The following is a 16,362-nucleotide window of genomic DNA, read 5'->3' as shown; positions in this document are numbered from 1 at the left end:
TGGAAAATATTAGATGATAAAATTAATGAAAACTAATGGTCTATGGCTTGGCCTTATGTTGTTTTTTTGTAGCTATAGCTCCGTGGCTAATGCTGCGAAAGTAGAGAATTTATATCAAGCCGATGTCAGAAGTTCAGCGTCTAATTGGCAGCAATTAGCTCTTGAGCAAGTATTAATAAGAGTAAGTGGCCGCGCAGATGTTGCGGAGCATCCAGTTATTAAAGCTGAATTTAATCAGGTTTCACCTTATATAAAACAGTTTACATCAGTACGTTTAAATGATGAAAATTTGACTCGAGTGGTTTTAGATGCAACTCGAGTTAATCGATTATTGCAACAAGCTGATGTGGCTATTTGGGGCGAGTTACGCCCGGATACACTAATTTGGTTAGTAGAACAAAATAGCGGCCAACGCGAGTTTATTACGGATGCGAATAATGAATTAATTAAACAGTTAAGTTCAGCTTTTAAGCAAGCGGGCTTACCTTTTATGCTGCCTCTTTACGACATGGATGACTTAATCAATATTTCAGTCTCAGATGTTTGGGCAGGATTTTGGCAGCAAATTAATCAGGCAAGTAATAGATACAATGCGGATATTGTTATTGCGGCGACTATAGATAAAGTTCACGAAGAAAACTTAGCTCAGTGGCGGTTAACTTGGCAGCGTCAAGATAATGGTCGTATTATTCGAGAGCATATTGTTGGGCAAAATGAAGCTGTTTTAATGCAAGAGTTTGCAATTAAGCTGGCACAACAACTGGCGGAAAAATATGCTAGCGTTTTATCAGAGCAAGCAGCGAGTGAAGTGGTTATCGAGGTTGAGTCAGTAGCTTCAATAGCCGATGCCGTGAACGTTCAGCAATTGCTGCAAAAAATTATAGGTGTGTCGCAAGTAACTATAAGTCATTATTATCAAGGTAAAGCAAAATTTAGCTTAAATACTTCTATTGAAAATGAGCGTTTATTAAATGCATTAAAGTTTAATAAACAATTTAAATTACAACCTACAGAAGTACAATTAGCACTTAATAACGGTGCTATGCCTACTTTAGCAACTTTCAGATATATACGACCTTGATACCCCCTTTACAGTATACCTTAGCAGTAACACTACCGGATGATGAAACGCTAGACAGCTTCTATGCTGCAGAGCAAACTGCTGCCGTTGTGTTCTTAAAGCGTTACTTACAACAAGCGGCTGGTCAGCCGCCAATCTATTTGTTCGGTGCCAGTGGCAGTGGTAAATCGCACTTACTTTATGCCGCTTGTGTACAAGCACAAGAGCAGGGCTTAACCAGTCAATTATTGACCTTAGAAGATTATCGCTCGTTAAGCCCGCGACTTTTAGATGACTTGGAGCAATTAGATTTAGTTTGCCTAGATAATATTCAGGCAATTGCTGGTGATATGAACTGGCAAACGGCAATTTTTGATTTATATAATCGGATGGTTGAGCAAGGAAAGGCCTTGATTATTGTCGGGAATGTTCCACCCCAGCAGCTAGGAATTAATCTGGCAGATTTAGTTTCGCGCTTACAGGCCTGCACTAGTTTCCAGCTTCGGTTGCTAACTGATGAAGATAAGCAAAAATTGCTACAACAAAAAGCGCGTCTTCGTGGTATGGAGCTGCCCGCTGAAGTAACTCGGTATTTATTAAATCACCAAAGTCGTGATATTAGAGCCTTAGTTGCAATATTAGATCGGCTCGATAAAGCTAATTTAATCCATCAACGAAAGTTGACTATCCCATTTATTAAAGAAATTCTAAGTTAATTAATCAATAAAGCGATAATATGCTGCTAAAACCTGCGCTTAGTAGTTATTCTGGTGTATAATTGGCGGTTTTATACTAATTGAACACACTCGCTGCTCTGAGGATATAAATGAACCTAACAGCAATTTTGGAAAACGCCTTACAGGCCGTTGCCGGCGCTAAAGATATCGCACAGTTGGAACAGATCCGAGTCGATTTTCTGGGCAAAAAAGGCAGCATTACTGAATTATTAAAATCACTTGGTGCAATGGAACCTGAACAGCGTAAGCAGGCCGGAGCAGAAATTAATGACGTTAAGCAACAGGTGCAAGCTGCATTAAATCAGCAGCGTGATGCATTACAAAATGCTTTGTTAGCACAAAAGTTAGCAGAAGAACAAATTGATGTCACCTTACCTGGCCGTATGATGCAAGCGGGTGGATTACACCCTGTAACGCGAACAATTGAGCGTATATCAGCATTCTTTTCTGAGTTAGGTTTTGATATTAAGCACGGTCCAGAAATTGAGGATGATTTTCATAATTTCGATGCATTAAATATTCCTGAGCATCACCCCGCACGCGCTGATCATGATACATTTTATTTTAATCCGAAACTGATGCTGCGCACTCAAACTTCAGGTGTGCAAATTCGTACTATGGAGCAGCAGCAACCGCCACTACGCATTATTTCACCAGGGCGTGTTTATCGTAATGATTACGACCAAACCCATACGCCGATGTTCCATCAGGTTGAAGGTTTAATGGTTGATACCAATGTTAACTTTGCTGAGTTAAAAGGTATTTTGCATGATTTCTTACAAAACTTTTTTGAGGAAGACTTGCAAGTCCGCTTTAGGCCGTCTTTTTTTCCTTTTACCGAGCCTTCAGCTGAAGTCGACGTCATGGGTAAAAATGGTAAATGGTTAGAAGTGTTAGGCTGCGGCATGGTACACCCAAATGTTTTACGCTCTGTAGGTATTGATCCTGAAGTGTATAGTGGCTTCGCTTTTGGTATGGGTGTTGAGCGCTTAACTATGTTGCGTTATGGCGTAACAGACTTACGTGCCTTTTTCGAAAATGATTTACGCTTTTTAAAACAGTTTAGATAAGTGGAGCGAGTATAAATGAAATTCAGTGAAGCCTGGTTACGCGAATGGGTTAACCCAGCTATTGATACCGAAACCTTATCTGAACAGTTATCTATGGCAGGATTAGAAGTTGACGGTGTAGAGCCTGTTGCGGGTGATTTTATCGGTGTAGTTGTCGGTGAGGTTGTAGAGTGTGGTCCACATCCCGATGCCGATAAACTACAAGTTACTAAAGTAAATATTGGTAGTGATGAATTATTAGATATCGTTTGTGGTGCTAAAAACTGTCGTTTAGGCTTAAAAGTGGCCGTTGCGACAGTAGGGGCTGTATTACCTGGTGATTTTAAAATTAAAAAAGCCAAGTTACGTGGTCAACCGTCAAATGGCATGCTGTGCTCATTTTCTGAGCTAGGTATTAATGATGATTTTGATGGTATTTTAGAATTACCTACTGATGCGCCTTTAGGTCAAGACATTCGTCAATATTTACAACTTAATGATAAAACCATTGAGGTTGATTTAACACCAAACCGTGCTGACTGTTTAGGCATTAAAGGTTTGGCACGCGAAGTAGCTGTATTAAATAAGATGTCTGTTACCGAGCCAAAATGGTCTACAGTAGCAGCTACAATTACAGAAACTAAAGCCATTACTTTAAGTGCCTCTGACGCTTGTCCACGTTATTTAGGTCGAGTGGTTCGTAATGTGGATGTGACTGTTGCTACGCCGCTTTGGTTAGCTGAAAAATTACGCCGCTGTGGAATTCGCAGCATTGATGCTGTTGTTGATATTACTAATTATGTATTACTCGAGTTAGGCCAGCCGATGCATGCCTTTGATCTTGATAATATCAGCGGTGATATTAATGTAAGAATGGCTAATACAGATGAAAAGCTTGTTTTATTAGATGAAACGGAAGTGGCGCTAAATGCCAATACTTTAGTTATTTCCGATAGTGAAAAAGCACTCGCAATGGCGGGTATTTTTGGCGGCTTACATAGCGGTGTCACGAATAGTACCAAACATGTGTTTTTAGAAAGCGCCTTTTTTGCACCTTTAGCCATAGCTGGAAAAGCGCGTCAATATGGATTGCATACAGATGCATCACACCGTTATGAGCGAGGTGTTGACCCAGAGCTACAAAGAGTCGCTATAGAGCGTGCAACGGAGTTGTTACTGCAAATTTGTGGTGGTGAAGCCGGGCCGGTTGTCGAAACCGTAGCAGAAGACAAGTTACCTAATCGTCCAGCAATTGAATTAACATCAGCTAAGCTTGAGCGTATTTTAGGTATTAGCCTAGATAATAGTGATGTTACAGCTATATTTACTCGATTAGGCTTAGACGTTACTGTTACCGAGCATGGCTGGCTGGTAACTATACCAGGCTACCGCTTTGATTTGAAAATTGCTGAAGATTTAATTGAAGAAGTGGCCCGCGTTTATGGCTATAACAATATTCCTAATGTTGCGCCGCAAGCTGCACTAAAAATGCGTCGTTTTAACGAAGCTGAAATGAATATTGATAGGTTGCGTAGCTTATTAGTCGATCGTGGCTATCAAGAAGCGATAACTTATAGCTTTGTTGACCCGAAAATACAACAGCGATTATTTCCAGAGCAGGCCGCTTTGGTATTACCTAACCCTATTTCAGCCGATATGTCGGCAATGCGCTTAAACTTATGGCCAGGCTTATTGCAAACCGTATTATATAATCAGAACCGTCAACAAAGTCGGATCCGTTTATTTGAATATGGATTGAAATTTACTCCTGACGCCACAGCTGAAGGCGGAGTGCGTCAAACAGAAGTCTTAGGTGGTGTAATTGTTGGTGCATTAAATGATGAACACTGGAATATTGAGCAACGTGCTGCAGATTTCTATGACATAAAAGCGGATGTTGAAGCTTTATTGTCGCTAACTTCTGCAGCTGCTGAGTTCCGTTTTGTTACTAGTGAGCTTAGCGCGTTACATCCTGGGCAAACAGCGGCAATCTATCGTGGTGATACCTTAGTTGGCCAACTTGGTGCTTTACATCCTGAGATAGAGCGTAAACTTGGCGTTAAAGGTAAAGCCTTCCTATTTGAAATAGAAATAGCTGCCTTAGGTTTACGCAACATAGTACAAGCGCAAGAACTTTCTAAATATCCTGCAAATCGTCGCGATTTAGCAATAGTTGTTGACTCAAAAGTGCGTTTTGCTGATATTGCTGCTACTATAAAAAAAGTTGGCGGAAATCAATTAGTTGACCTAAAGTTATTTGACGTCTATACAGGTAGTGGTGTAGCAGACGGTGAGAAGTCACTAGCTATTGCTATTACGTTACAAGACTTAGCACGTACTCTGGAGGATAGAGATATCCAACAGCTTGTAAATCAAGTAGTTAGTGCGCTAGGTGAAGAGTTCAACGCAACGTTGAGGGATTAAGGATGGCGCTTACCAAAGCCGATTTATCAGAACGATTATTCACAAAGTTTGGTGTTAGTAAACGTGATGCTAAACTTATAGTAGAAGCTTTTTTTGAAGAAATTCGTCAGGCTCTTGAGTCTGGTGAGCAGGTTAAGTTATCGGGCTTTGGTAACTTTGATCTTAGAGTCAAAAATGAGCGACCAGGACGTAACCCTAAAACGGGCGAAGATATTCCAATCTCTGCACGTTGTGTGGTTACTTTTCGCCCAGGGCAAAAATTAAAGTCACGGGTTGAGCTTGGTACAAGTAAAAAATAAGTTCTTTATAAATTAAAATAAAAACGGCAGCATGGGGATCTATGCTGCCGTTTTTTATTTTTAAAAGAATTATAATCTTTTTGCTATGCTATTTGATCCAAGTTCTGCTTTTAACCATATAAAAGCTAAGCAAATAAATTAAGAGATAGATATGACAATAAAAGTTGGTATTAGCGCTTGTGTTTTAGGCGATAAAGTCCGTTTTGACGGTGGCCATAAAGCGTCTGCTTTTTGTACTAGTGTATTATCTGATCATGTTCAGTATATTCCAGTTTGTCCAGAGGTGGCTATTGGGATGCCTGTTCCTCGTCCTGCTATTCGTTTACAGTTAGATCATCAAGAGCAAGTTCACTTAGTGCGTAGCAAAGAGCCAAGTATTGATCATACCCAAAAAATGCAGACATTTATTGAGCAAAAACTACCACAATTGACAGCTTTAAGTGGTTATATTGTTTGTGCTAAATCACCTAGTTGCGGCATGGAACGAGTGCGTTTATTTGATGCCAATGGCCATCAGTTAGGCAAAATTGGCGTTGGCATGTACACAAAGGCGCTTATGCAACGTTACCCTTGGCTACCAGTTGAAGAGGATGGCCGTTTATTTGATGCCGAACTTAAAGAAAATTTTATAACGCGATTATTTGCTTGTCATGATTACCAGCAAACAATGCTCGATGGCTTTACTGTGGGTAAGCTAGTTAAGTTTCATACTAAGTATAAGTTTTTAGTTTTAGCGCATCATCCAGTCGCTTACAGAGAGCTAGGGCGTTTGGTAGCACAAGCTAAGTTGTTTTCGGCAAAAGAATTAGAGTTACGCTATTTAACTGATTTTATGAATGCACTTAAAAAGTTATCTAGCCGTAAAAATCACACTAATGTGTTGCAGCATTTACAAGGCTTTTTAAAACACGTTTTAAATGAACAAGCAAAAAAAGAATTATCAGAGACCATTACTAAATATCGCTTAGGCTATGTGCCGCTATTAGCGCCTATTACTTTATTAAAACATTACTTAACTTTGCACCCGAATCAGTATTTGTTAGAGCAGCGATATTTTGACCCTTACCCTGAGAGTTTAGGTTTACGGGCTTAAAATGAAAAAATTAAATGTTATTTGGTTTAGAAACGATCTACGGCTAGTTGATAACAAAGCGCTAAGCAGTGCTATCGAGGATGCTAAGCAGCAGGATGCAGCTGTTCTAGGGTTATTTATTGCTACGCCTGTTACTTGGCAGCAGCATAATATGGCAGATATTAAGCAAGACTTTATCCGGCGCCGTGTGAGTTGTTTACAGCAAGAATCTGCTGAGATAAACCTTACAATGCTGGCGGTTGAGGGAACTGACTATCACGCTGTGGTTGAAATTTTTAATCAGTTAACTCAGCAATATAAATTAAAAGTGTTTATTCAAACTGACTATGAGATTGATGAAATCCAGCGTGACAACCAAGTTGAAGCTTGTTTAACTCAAGCCGATAGTGAACTTATTCGTTTTGATAGTCAATGTATTATGCCACCAGGCAGTATTTTGAATCAACAAGGAGCGGTATATAAAGTCTTTACGCCTTTTAAACGAAAATGGTTGTCAGTACTTTTTCAGCAAGGGGTGCAGTGTTTAGCTAAGCCAGCGGTTATTACACAGAATGTATTCCCCGTTAAATCCTTGACATTAAAAGGATTTAAAGCAATGAATGCTGGTGATCTTTGCTCAAAAGCTTGGCCTGTAGAGCAGGCTGCTATTATTCAGCAGTTACGCAGTTTTTGTCAGCAAACCGTGGCTGATTACGCAAAGCTACGAGATTATCCGGCCGTTTTAGGCACCTCCAAACTATCAGCTTATTTAGCGGTAGGGGCGATTTCTGCTGCACAATGCGTTGCCCGCTTACAGCTTGAAGCTCCAGATGCCTGGGCGCTTGATAAAACAGGCGCAGAGGTGTGGTTGTCAGAATTAGTTTGGCGTGAATTTTATAAACATATCTTAGTGGCTTATCCAAATTTAATTAAGCATCAAGCCTTCCAAGCTGAAACAGATGCTATATCTTGGTCAAAAGATAAAGGCGCTTTTCATGCTTGGTGCTCGGGGAATACTGGCTACCCCATTGTCGATGCGGCTATGCGGCAGCTTAATCAAACAGGTTGGATGCATAATAGGCTGCGGATGATTACAGCAAGCTTTTTAGTTAAAGATTTACATATCGATTGGCGCTGGGGGGAGCGTTATTTTATGTCAAAACTGATTGATGGTGATTTCTCAGCTAACAATGGTGGCTGGCAGTGGGCAGCTTCAACAGGGACCGATGCCGTTCCTTACTTTAGAATTTTTAATCCGGTTACTCAAAGTCAAAGATTCGATCATAACGGTGACTTTATTCGTGCATACATTCCTGAACTTGCTAAGTTTGATGCTAAAACGATCCATTGGCCACATAAATATAGTCAGCTTGTTGCTGATGCTGGGTATGTAAAACCGATTGTGGATCATGCGCAAGCACGTAAAGTTACCTTAGCGCTATTTGCCGAAGTTAAACAGGGTAAAGATTAACACTGCGCTAAAGTTAGTTTAGCGCAGTGACTAGCACTAATATAAATTTAGTTATCTTTTGGCGTAAGAATAATGCCTTGCTCAAAAATAACAATTTTCTTGGCTTTATATAGTACACCTATAGCTTGCTTATAAGCTTTTTTACTTACACCAAAAGCTTCGTAAATGAGTTCTGGCGAACTTTTATCAGTTAAAGCAAGCTTGCCATTATTCTGGTGTAAACGATGCAAAATTTTGTCAGTTAATTGTTGGGCTTGCTTAAAGGTAGCTGAGGATAAGCGTAAATCGATTTTGTCATCATCGCGAACTTTAACGATATAAGCTGACATTTTATCACCGCGTTGTAACGGTTTAAAAACTTCATTTTTATATAGCACACCCCAATGGGTTTGATTAACAACGGCTTTATAACCTAAATCAGTTTGCTCGCTAATAATAATATCAACTCGATCACCAACTTTATAATTAGCAGGGGTTTTATGCAAATGACGATCTAATTTAGTCGAGGCGACGATTCTATTGCTGACATCAACATAACAATAGAGCAGATATTTTTGGCCTTCCTTCAGAGGGATTTGTTGTTCACTAAACGGCACTAGTAAATCTTTCTTTAAGCCCCAATCAACAAAAGCACCCACTTTCGTTACCGCGACTACGGGTAAATAAGCAACTTCACCTGCTTTAATTTTCGGTCTTTCAGTTGTCGCTATTAATTGATCTTCTGAATCTAAATATAGAAAAACGTCTAGTTCCTGACCAACTTCTAAGTTAGCCGGTACAACGTTATTGGGGAGTAAAATCTCGCCCCAGCTTAAGCCATCAAGGTAATAGCCAAACTTAACTTGCTTCTTAACACTAAGGCGATTTATTTTTCCAAGAGCTAACATATTGCATCCAATTAAAAGCCTAATTACAGGCGTTGGTAATATTAGCTATTGTAACGTTTTTTTTATTAGCTTGCTTAATTATCATGTTCAATTCGTTTTAGTGCATCGGTTAACATAGGTAAATCAAGCTTTTCATTTAAGGGTAATAGCGTGCCTGCCGACCAGACACCATAACTGCCATCTTCACGCAGAATTACCATTTTATCTTTTTTAAAACTTATAATCTTCTGATCGCTAATTAATAGTTTAGGCAGTTTGCTCGGTTGCAGTAAATTATCACCAAGCCAACTGTGATCGCTATTACATCCAGCTTGAGTAAGCAAGGTAGGAAGCCAATCTAGATGTTGTGAAACTTCATGGTGTTGTAACTTAATTAGCTGCTTCCAATTGGTCCAGACAGGTGATGGCGCAGGGCTAAATTTTTCGTGCTCAGCTGTTAACTGTAATACGATTATATTTGCAAATTTTTGATAATCTTCCCAGTTTTTCTCAAAGTGGTTATCGAATACTATTGCAAAATCAGTCATTGTAGAGAATGTAGTTAACCAAGGTAATGTGGTGATTTCTGTACTTTTTTGTCTATTTATCGTTAATGTATTAGCAGGTAGCTGTGTTAACCATGCCGGCTTTGAAGCTAAGCTGATAACTTGGTTTTGATTATAATAGAACTGACCATATAATAAATTTACTAAAGCTTCAGTCGTTTTTACCGGTGCATAATGCTGTTCAATAGGCTTTAGCTGCTGTGATTTTAAAAACTGTTGCTGTGACAAACCAAGGCTTTGGCTAATAACTAAAACAGCACTTTTCTTTGCCTTTGAGGCTGAGCACTGCAAAGCTTGGTTGGTTGGATAGGTATCCGGTACTGTCATTTTATCTAGTTGACGTTGGGCACGCTTGGTTAAATCAACTAGCTGATAGCGGGCTAAAAATGTTTTAGCCGTAGCTGGGTAAGACAAAGGTAAGACATTATCTTGTTTTGTCACATCCCACTTAAGGTTAGCGTCAGCATAGATATGGATTATATGGCTTAGCATAAAATTGCCGACCAATAGCAGCATCAATGGCTGAGCAAAACCTGACTGCTTTAAACGCTCTATTTTTTTCCAACAAAAGTTACTGAGAGTTAATTGTAAAGCAAATAATAAAGCGCCGACAGCAATAACAATAATAATAAAATTTCTTAAGTTAGTAACAACTTGTTGTCTTAATAAATCGATTGTTTGTTCAAGTGAGGCTGCTCCAATATGGTAGCCTAGACTTTTATAGACATAAGCATCAAAAATGAGTGCCACAAATGCTGTAGTTGCAATGGCGGCAGCAATTCCTCGCACGTGTCTTTGGTAGGGAAATACAAGGGATACGGGGAAAATTGTTAATATAAAAAACATAAAACAAAGAAAGGCTGTATGGCCAATCCAGTTCAGTACTAAATAGGCCCAGCCGATCACAGATGTTGGAGCAGGCTCAGCAAGCCAATAAACTGACGTTATGGCTAATGCCAGGAGAATATTAAAAAAACTAAACCAGTGACCCCAATTAAGTAGTCGGTTTACTTTTTTTACTAAAGATACATTTTGCTCTAACACCATAATGATTTACTTACTTTTGCTGGTGATAGAATCAACCAGAGCCTGGTTAAAATGCTTTACTACTGTTTCACGTTGGGCTGACGGCACACTGCTATTTACAACATGACTTATCGCATTTCCTAAGCACATTAAGCTTAATTCAGTCGTCGCATTTTCTGCATGTAACACGTCTAACAGTTGATTTACTAAAGTTTCGATTTTAGCTGTGGAATACTTTGATACAATTGCCATGAATTACCTGAAGTTTTAATGATTAAACAGATAGAATAGTAACAGAATTCAATTTAAACAGGAAAAGTTATGTCAATCGAAGTAAAACAGTTGGCTATAAATCATATTGAACTGGATGATCAAGCGCAAAGTAAGGCGCATTACCGTGCTTCTTTAGTCGAGCCGACCATCGCAGTTAGCCATTTAATCGAGCAGTTACATCTAGCTTATAATGGTAAACCGGCAAAAGGCTATGCGGTATTTAATGCTGAAAATCCCCAGCAAGTTGTTACGGCATTAAATGATTGGCTACAGCAAACCAGCGACTTTACTTTATTAGCTAATGCAGCAACTGCCGAGTTAGAGCAGCAGTTAATGACTCACAAATTACCAGAGCATGGCTACTTTTTAATTTGTCATTACCGCTATTTAGCTAGCGATTATCTACTGTTTTGCTTATTAGGCAGTAAAGATCACTTTGCTTTAAGTGATGAGTTAGAGCTTGCTACTTCTCGTCATCTTGATATTGCTAGAATGCAATTAGCCGCTCGAATTGATTTAACGGCTTATCAAACTTCTGCTCAAAGTGGTAATTACTTAAGTTTTATACGTGGCAGAGCAGGGCGCAAAGTTGCTGATTTTTTCTTAGACTTTTTAGGTTGTGAAGAAGGTGCCGATGCTAAGGCAAATAGCAAAGTGGTGCTGGCGTCTGTTGAAGAGTACTTTAGTGCAGCTGAGTTTGATGAGGCTGAAAAAAATGATACTCGAAAACAAGTTTATGCCTACTGTGAAGAGCGGGCTAAGTCCGGCCAAGAGGTTGTGTTATCGGAGCTATCTGCCGTTGTTGATGAGCAAGAACAACAAGGTTTTATGCGTTACTGCCAAGAGCAGCAGCTTACTGTAGAAGAAAAATTTCCTGTAGAAGTTAAAGAGTTAAAAAATTTAGTCAAATTTGCAGGGCAAGGGGGCGGAGTATCGCTTAGTTTTGAGCAGAAGCTGCTAGGCGATAGAGTTCAGTATGACGCACATAGTGATACGTTATTAATAAAAGGTACCCCACCAAATTTACGAGATCAACTACAACGCTTTGTTCAGGGGTATTCATCTTTTGAACATAAAACAAAAGATGAATAAAGATTAACGGCAAATATTCTGGACATAGTGTTTATAAATTTCGGCTAAATGCGTTAATACAGCCTCTTGTTCTGCAATTGGGTTTTGTTTAATGCACTCAGCGAGTAATTGACAACTTAACTGTTGCTGATATTGATCAGCAACAGGGGCATAACTGATATGCCAAGCTTCAGCTGCGACACCTTGCTGGTAATGCTTATAGGGCATGAAGAAACCAAAGCAACTGGCATGTTGCTCTAGCCATTTAGTCATGGCAAAAAATGGTCCACCAATTTGATATTCTGCTGGTTCAAGGCGAGGTTGATAATCATTCGCTACTGCGTGTGCATCGAAGAGATCAATATCTGTTCCCCAATGATGTCGGCTTGCGCCAGGTAAAGCTGAAAACAGCAATACAGCATCAAGTTTCGCTTTGGTATCTAAACTCTCAAGACAAACGGGCTGGTTGTTTAAATCATATACTGTGCGCTGCCCTGAAAGCTTAGCTTGCCAAATTTGTGCCTGACGCTGATATGAGCGAAACGCTGAGACTATTGTTAATTTAATTCCCTCTTTTGCTGCTGCTGTGGCCATGGCATCAAATTGCTCAGAGGCTTTAGCGTGTAACTTAAACCCATCTGGCCGAGGGACTAAATGCTGCTCTGACAGTCCCGTTATACAGGCTATTAAACTATCTTCCGATTTCATGTTAAATGCTGAAAATATCCTGATATTGATCGGGCTTGAAACCAAGGTGGTATTGACCCTTATGGTGTACCAATGGCCGTTTAATCATAGCGGGTTGTGCTAACATTAATGCCAGTGCTTTGTTTTCATCTAAGTTTTCTTTGTCTTGCGCAGCTAACTGACGATAAGTTGTGCCCCTGGTATTAAGTAAATTACTCCAACCGCAGGCTGCAGAAAATGCTTTTAGTTGTTCCAGAGTTAATTCATCTTTTCTATAATCAAAAAAATCAAAATCTATATTGTGCTCTGTTAACCAATTACGAGCTTTTCTTATGGTGTCGCAGTTTTTGATGCCATACATTATTGTTTTAGTCGTCATAATTGCCATAAATTCCAGTTTTAGTGAGTTTGAATAATCATTACCGCATTTTGTGCTGCGATCACCCTACGTTCAGAGCAAAATAATGCTTTAATCATAGGGTGGGGTAATAGCGCTAAAGTGCAATATAAAGGTTGCTGTGAATTAAGCCAGTGCGGCTCTATATATATTACCTCTTGGCCTGCTGTAACCTCCAGAGGGCTTATACTCAAGCGCCTTAGTGCGTTGGCATGTTGCTCAAATAAAGCAAGGGGTAAGTCTAATTGCACGCTAATGCCTGATTTATGTTTAAAACACAATCTGCGGTTACCTTGTAGGCTAAAGCTTAAATTCCCTTTAAATGGTGCTTTAATACTAGTTTGTTGCAACTTTATACACAACGCTTGCTCTAAGTACATAGCACTATATAAGGGATCTGGGTGCTCTGTTAGCGAACAAATATCACCACCAACGGGGCTTTTAATACCTATTCCGCGGGTTTCCCTTAAATGAGGCAGCCACTGTAATTGCGTCGTAACCATAATTCAGACTTTCCTTCTTTATTGCTAGTTACTGTACAATACTGTAGATCAGTTGTCTTCATGAAGTCTTAATCATTTTTCAGCGACATTCATTGCTATGGCTTCAGAAAATGTACTTATTTACTTGTTTGATGCTGTAAACTTTTTAAAAGCAGTATTTTAATAAGTTAAATCTGAGTGAAAAAAGCTAGTTAGCGATATCTACTAGCTTTAACTTGTCCACAATTTCTGTGGATAAGTTTGTTAGTAAGAATGTTTAAGTTATTTAAGTTGTTGTTTATTAAAATATAGTGCTTGTGGCACAATATTTGTTAGTTCTGTTTTAAGCTAAATAAGCCTTAAAAGCAGTACTTAGTCAGTTTTATATTTGCTGATTTGTAAAAGATATTGTTAAAGTGCTGTTTTTTTCTGATAAATGGCTATGTTCATGTGTCATGTTATCTATAGTTAAAATGACACTTTGTCTAAAGTTACATCCTAGTATGTTAAAAGCAAAATTAATGGAGTTGTTATGATAATGTCGATATTCTCAATACTTAAGCGGGGCCACTTTTACAGCAAACAATGGCCAGTTAAGCCTGAGTTAAACAGTTTGTTTCCTGAAAATAAAGTTATCTTACTTACTAATTTTAGTCGACGCTATTTACCTATATTAGCAGTCGCCACAGCTTATATTCAGTATAACTTGCTTGGTAGTGATTTTTTGCCACAGATTTTAGCTATGATGCTACTTATTGCAAGTGTGCCTTTACAGGGATTATATTGGTTAGGAGTGCGCTCTAAAACGAAGTTAGTGTCTTCTCATTCGGCTTGGTTAAAACAAATTTGTCATGCGATGAGTCAACATGGTCTCGACTTACCTACTTTTAAACAGCCTGGTAAATATAGTGACTTAGCTAAAGTGCTGCAGCAAGCTTATGCTCAATTAGATAAAGCCTTTATTCGTGAATGGATATAAATAAAGGCTTTATCATATTTGGCTACTACTTAAATACGGACCAAATAGGGGCATGATCAGAGGGTTTATCTATACCTCGTAATTCATAGTCTATATCACTTTCAATACAACGTTTTGCTAGTGACTCTGTTGCTAGAATGACATCAATTCTTAAACCTCGGTTATCTAAAAAGCCTTTTGAACGGTAATCAAACCAACTATATTTATCAGCTACATCTGGGTGTAAGTTTCTATAAGTATCGCTAAGCCCCCAATCTTTTAAACGTTTAAGCCATTCGCGCTCTTCAGGTAAAAAAGAAGTCTTGCCTTCACGAAGCCAACGTTTTGCATTGGCTTCACCAATACCAATATCTAGATCTATTGAAGAAATATTAATATCACCTATGACAGCCAATAACTCATCAGGAGTATGGTGGCTGTTAAGGTAATTTTGCAAATCGTGATAAAACTTTTCTTTGGCTGGAAACTTGGTTGGATGGGCGCGGTTCTCGCCCTGTGGAAAGTAACCATTCAAAATTGTTACAGTTTGACCATCCGGCATAGAAAAACGACCAATAATCATTCGGCGCTGGGCATCCTCTTCATCAGTAGGGAAGCCATATTGCATTGCCAGTGCTGGCTCTTTACTTAATATTGCGACACCATAATGGCCTTTTTGACCATGATGATAGACATGGTAGCCCATCGCTTCTACATCAGCTAACGGAAATACATCATCATGCACTTTTATCTCTTGCAGGCCAATTACATCTGGCTGATGTTTAGTTATAAGTGCTTGCAGCTGATGAAGTCTTGCTCGTATTCCATTGATGTTAAACGATATTACTTTCATGTTTACGTTGTTCCTACTTATTAAAATAATACAAAATAATAAGGATAATAACACTTTATGTTGCGCTATGGCACAATGCATTAACTGCCGATATTAAGCGGTAACGATTTGAGGCCAAAGATGTCTGGATTATTGCTCCAAGCAGGAGCTTTTGACTATGAATTGTATTACAGCAAAAGAAGAAGCCTTGCTATTCAAATAAAGTCTGGCAAGGTTATCGTCAGGGCTCCTCTTTCCTTAACTCAATGTGAAATAGAGGCTTTATTACAAAACAAACAACGATGGATCCTTGAAAAACTTCAGCTTAGTGCAGCACAAACTAGCCCTAATTGGCTAGAGCAAAAACGTTTACCTCTATTTGAGCAAAGACTGCAACTGGAAGTACAACGAGCTAAGCACAGTCAGATACGACGCCAACAAGATAAGCTTGTTCTTAGTATCTCTTCTAGAGTTAAACCTGAACGGGTACATCTGATGCAGCAAAAATTAGTTACTGATTGGTATAAACAAGAAGCCCTGAGTTGGTTTACAGTTAGAGTACAACATTGGCAGGCTCTGATAAATGTCAAATCAAACTCTATTATTATTGGTTGCTGGTCAAGCAAATGGGGCTATTGTCGCTCAGATGGTCGCTTAGGTTTTAATTGGCGCTTGTTAATGGCGCCATCCTGGGTGGCAGACTATGTGGTCGTTCATGAAGTTTGTCATTTGAAACATATGAATCATTCTACTGATTTTTGGTCACTAGTCGCAGCGTATTGTGAACATGTTTCAGCTGCTAAACAGTGGTTAAAGCAACATCAACATAAATTGACTTTATAACTGAGATAAAAAAAGATAAAAAAAGTCGCCAACTAGGTATTGGCGACAAATAATGACATCAAAAGGGAGATTATGTATTACTACTTGTAAATAGACTTGGTTAATAGCAAAAGATTCAATTTATTTTTACTTAGTTTATGTTTATACGCTTTTTGCTTTTCCCTGAGGTTTATTTTAAGCTGCTCTGCGTTTTAATTTACGGACTTAATAATAAGACAGCCAGCAGTGCTGCCTACTACTTGGATATAT

At 39.0% G+C, this 16,362-nt stretch carries 17 protein-coding genes; 10 read left to right on the top strand and 7 right to left on the bottom strand.

From position 1 onward, the window contains the following. Positions 1-13: 13 nt before the first annotated feature. The 7 genes from ACRCA4_RS08165 to phrB all read left to right on the top strand — a co-directional run bounded on the left by ACRCA4_RS08165 (position 14) and on the right by phrB (position 8,112). Positions 14-1,081, top strand: a complete 1,068-nt coding sequence (locus ACRCA4_RS08165; RefSeq protein WP_433186725.1) for a DUF2066 domain-containing protein — start codon at positions 14-16, stop codon at positions 1,079-1,081. After that, on the top strand, positions 1,078-1,776 hold the full coding sequence (gene hda / locus ACRCA4_RS08160) for a DnaA regulatory inactivator Hda (RefSeq protein WP_433186722.1): 699 nt from the start codon (positions 1,078-1,080) through the stop codon (positions 1,774-1,776). The genes ACRCA4_RS08165 and hda overlap by 4 nt, the downstream gene beginning before the upstream one ends. A gap of 110 nt (positions 1,777-1,886) precedes the next feature. Next, on the top strand, positions 1,887-2,867 hold the full coding sequence (pheS, locus tag ACRCA4_RS08155) for a phenylalanine--tRNA ligase subunit alpha (RefSeq protein ID WP_433186720.1): 981 nt from the start codon (positions 1,887-1,889) through the stop codon (positions 2,865-2,867). Between the two features lie 15 nt (positions 2,868-2,882). Then, the gene (gene pheT, locus ACRCA4_RS08150; protein WP_433186717.1) at positions 2,883-5,270 is read left to right on the top strand and encodes a phenylalanine--tRNA ligase subunit beta; all 2,388 of its coding nucleotides are present in this window, start codon (positions 2,883-2,885) and stop codon (positions 5,268-5,270) included. Positions 5,271-5,272: 2 nt separating this feature from the next. Then, positions 5,273-5,569 carry an integration host factor subunit alpha gene (gene ihfA, locus ACRCA4_RS08145; RefSeq protein ID WP_433186714.1) on the top strand — a complete coding sequence of 99 codons (297 nt, stop codon included), beginning with the start codon at positions 5,273-5,275 and terminating at the stop codon, positions 5,567-5,569. Between the two features lie 151 nt (positions 5,570-5,720). Beyond that, a complete protein-coding gene (locus ACRCA4_RS08140) occupies positions 5,721-6,662 on the top strand; it encodes a YbgA family protein (RefSeq protein ID WP_433186711.1) in 942 nt (313 codons plus the stop codon). 1 nt (position 6,663) lies between these two features. Further along, positions 6,664-8,112: a deoxyribodipyrimidine photo-lyase gene (phrB, locus tag ACRCA4_RS08135; RefSeq protein WP_433186708.1), complete on the top strand. Its 1,449-nt coding sequence runs from the start codon at positions 6,664-6,666 to the stop codon at positions 8,110-8,112. 47 nt (positions 8,113-8,159) lie between these two features. Here phrB and ACRCA4_RS08130 read toward each other — a convergent pair whose 3' ends face one another. The 3 genes from ACRCA4_RS08130 to ACRCA4_RS08120 form a co-directional block, all read right to left on the bottom strand. Then, positions 8,160-8,999 carry a CvfB family protein gene (locus ACRCA4_RS08130; RefSeq protein WP_433186705.1) on the bottom strand — a complete coding sequence of 280 codons (840 nt, stop codon included), beginning with the start codon at positions 8,997-8,999 and terminating at the stop codon, positions 8,160-8,162. Between the two features lie 74 nt (positions 9,000-9,073). After that, the gene (locus ACRCA4_RS08125) at positions 9,074-10,591 is read right to left on the bottom strand and encodes a DUF3413 domain-containing protein (RefSeq protein WP_433186702.1); all 1,518 of its coding nucleotides are present in this window, start codon (positions 10,589-10,591) and stop codon (positions 9,074-9,076) included. A 6-nt stretch (positions 10,592-10,597) separates the two neighbouring features. After that, on the bottom strand, positions 10,598-10,822 hold the full coding sequence (locus ACRCA4_RS08120) for a DUF1414 domain-containing protein (protein WP_433186699.1): 225 nt from the start codon (positions 10,820-10,822) through the stop codon (positions 10,598-10,600). A gap of 69 nt (positions 10,823-10,891) precedes the next feature. On the opposite strand from ACRCA4_RS08120, the gene yejK reads away from it, so the two are divergent. After that, complete coding sequence (gene yejK, locus ACRCA4_RS08115; protein WP_433186696.1) at positions 10,892-11,935, top strand: nucleoid-associated protein YejK; 1,044 nt, start codon at positions 10,892-10,894, stop codon at positions 11,933-11,935. 3 nt (positions 11,936-11,938) lie between these two features. On the opposite strand, the gene ACRCA4_RS08110 is transcribed toward yejK, so the two are convergent. From ACRCA4_RS08110 to ACRCA4_RS08100, 3 genes are read right to left on the bottom strand one after another with little or no spacing between them, the layout of a single operon-like run. Beyond that, positions 11,939-12,622 (bottom strand): M15 family metallopeptidase, encoded by a 684-nt coding sequence (locus ACRCA4_RS08110; protein WP_433186693.1) that lies wholly within the window; start codon positions 12,620-12,622, stop codon positions 11,939-11,941. Between the two features lies 1 nt (position 12,623). Then, positions 12,624-12,980: an ArsC family reductase gene (locus tag ACRCA4_RS08105; RefSeq protein ID WP_433186690.1), complete on the bottom strand. Its 357-nt coding sequence runs from the start codon at positions 12,978-12,980 to the stop codon at positions 12,624-12,626. Positions 12,981-13,000: 20 nt separating this feature from the next. Then, the gene (locus tag ACRCA4_RS08100) at positions 13,001-13,501 is read right to left on the bottom strand and encodes a PTS glucose transporter subunit IIA (protein ID WP_433186687.1); all 501 of its coding nucleotides are present in this window, start codon (positions 13,499-13,501) and stop codon (positions 13,001-13,003) included. A gap of 511 nt (positions 13,502-14,012) precedes the next feature. Between ACRCA4_RS08100 and yfbV the strand changes: the two genes are divergently transcribed. Beyond that, the gene (gene yfbV / locus ACRCA4_RS08095) at positions 14,013-14,459 is read left to right on the top strand and encodes a terminus macrodomain insulation protein YfbV (protein ID WP_433186684.1); all 447 of its coding nucleotides are present in this window, start codon (positions 14,013-14,015) and stop codon (positions 14,457-14,459) included. Between the two features lie 25 nt (positions 14,460-14,484). Here the strand turns inward: yfbV and xthA are convergent, their stop codons facing one another. Beyond that, positions 14,485-15,291 carry an exodeoxyribonuclease III gene (gene xthA, locus ACRCA4_RS08090; RefSeq protein ID WP_433186682.1) on the bottom strand — a complete coding sequence of 269 codons (807 nt, stop codon included), beginning with the start codon at positions 15,289-15,291 and terminating at the stop codon, positions 14,485-14,487. A gap of 120 nt (positions 15,292-15,411) precedes the next feature. Between xthA and ACRCA4_RS08085 the strand changes: the two genes are divergently transcribed. Next, positions 15,412-16,113 carry a M48 family metallopeptidase gene (locus tag ACRCA4_RS08085; protein ID WP_433186679.1) on the top strand — a complete coding sequence of 234 codons (702 nt, stop codon included), beginning with the start codon at positions 15,412-15,414 and terminating at the stop codon, positions 16,111-16,113. Positions 16,114-16,362 lie beyond the last annotated feature (249 nt).

Origin of the sequence: Rheinheimera sp. WS51 (assembly GCF_050936095.1) — a bacterium.
In the GTDB taxonomy this organism is placed as follows: domain Bacteria; phylum Pseudomonadota; class Gammaproteobacteria; order Enterobacterales; family Alteromonadaceae; genus Alishewanella.
This window is presented reverse-complemented; position numbering and strand designations above follow the sequence as displayed.

What these genes read in the sequence shown, in the direction of transcription:
- ACRCA4_RS08165 (WP_433186725.1), top strand. Translation starts at nt 14, where the DNA reads ATGATAAAATTAATGAAAACTAATGGTCTATGGCTTGGCCTTATGTTG.
- pheS (WP_433186720.1), top strand. Translation starts at nt 1,887, where the DNA reads ATGAACCTAACAGCAATTTTGGAAAACGCCTTACAGGCCGTTGCCGGC.
- pheT (WP_433186717.1), top strand. Translation starts at nt 2,883, where the DNA reads ATGAAATTCAGTGAAGCCTGGTTACGCGAATGGGTTAACCCAGCTATT.
- ihfA (WP_433186714.1), top strand. Translation starts at nt 5,273, where the DNA reads ATGGCGCTTACCAAAGCCGATTTATCAGAACGATTATTCACAAAGTTT.
- ACRCA4_RS08140 (WP_433186711.1), top strand. Translation starts at nt 5,721, where the DNA reads ATGACAATAAAAGTTGGTATTAGCGCTTGTGTTTTAGGCGATAAAGTC.
- phrB (WP_433186708.1), top strand. Translation starts at nt 6,664, where the DNA reads ATGAAAAAATTAAATGTTATTTGGTTTAGAAACGATCTACGGCTAGTT.
- ACRCA4_RS08130 (WP_433186705.1), bottom strand. Translation starts at nt 8,999, where the DNA reads ATGTTAGCTCTTGGAAAAATAAATCGCCTTAGTGTTAAGAAGCAAGTT.
- ACRCA4_RS08125 (WP_433186702.1), bottom strand. Translation starts at nt 10,591, where the DNA reads ATGGTGTTAGAGCAAAATGTATCTTTAGTAAAAAAAGTAAACCGACTA.
- ACRCA4_RS08120 (WP_433186699.1), bottom strand. Translation starts at nt 10,822, where the DNA reads ATGGCAATTGTATCAAAGTATTCCACAGCTAAAATCGAAACTTTAGTA.
- yejK (WP_433186696.1), top strand. Translation starts at nt 10,892, where the DNA reads ATGTCAATCGAAGTAAAACAGTTGGCTATAAATCATATTGAACTGGAT.
- ACRCA4_RS08110 (WP_433186693.1), bottom strand. Translation starts at nt 12,622, where the DNA reads ATGAAATCGGAAGATAGTTTAATAGCCTGTATAACGGGACTGTCAGAG.
- ACRCA4_RS08105 (WP_433186690.1), bottom strand. Translation starts at nt 12,980, where the DNA reads ATGACGACTAAAACAATAATGTATGGCATCAAAAACTGCGACACCATA.
- ACRCA4_RS08100 (WP_433186687.1), bottom strand. Translation starts at nt 13,501, where the DNA reads ATGGTTACGACGCAATTACAGTGGCTGCCTCATTTAAGGGAAACCCGC.
- yfbV (WP_433186684.1), top strand. Translation starts at nt 14,013, where the DNA reads ATGATAATGTCGATATTCTCAATACTTAAGCGGGGCCACTTTTACAGC.
- xthA (WP_433186682.1), bottom strand. Translation starts at nt 15,291, where the DNA reads ATGAAAGTAATATCGTTTAACATCAATGGAATACGAGCAAGACTTCAT.
- ACRCA4_RS08085 (WP_433186679.1), top strand. Translation starts at nt 15,412, where the DNA reads ATGTCTGGATTATTGCTCCAAGCAGGAGCTTTTGACTATGAATTGTAT.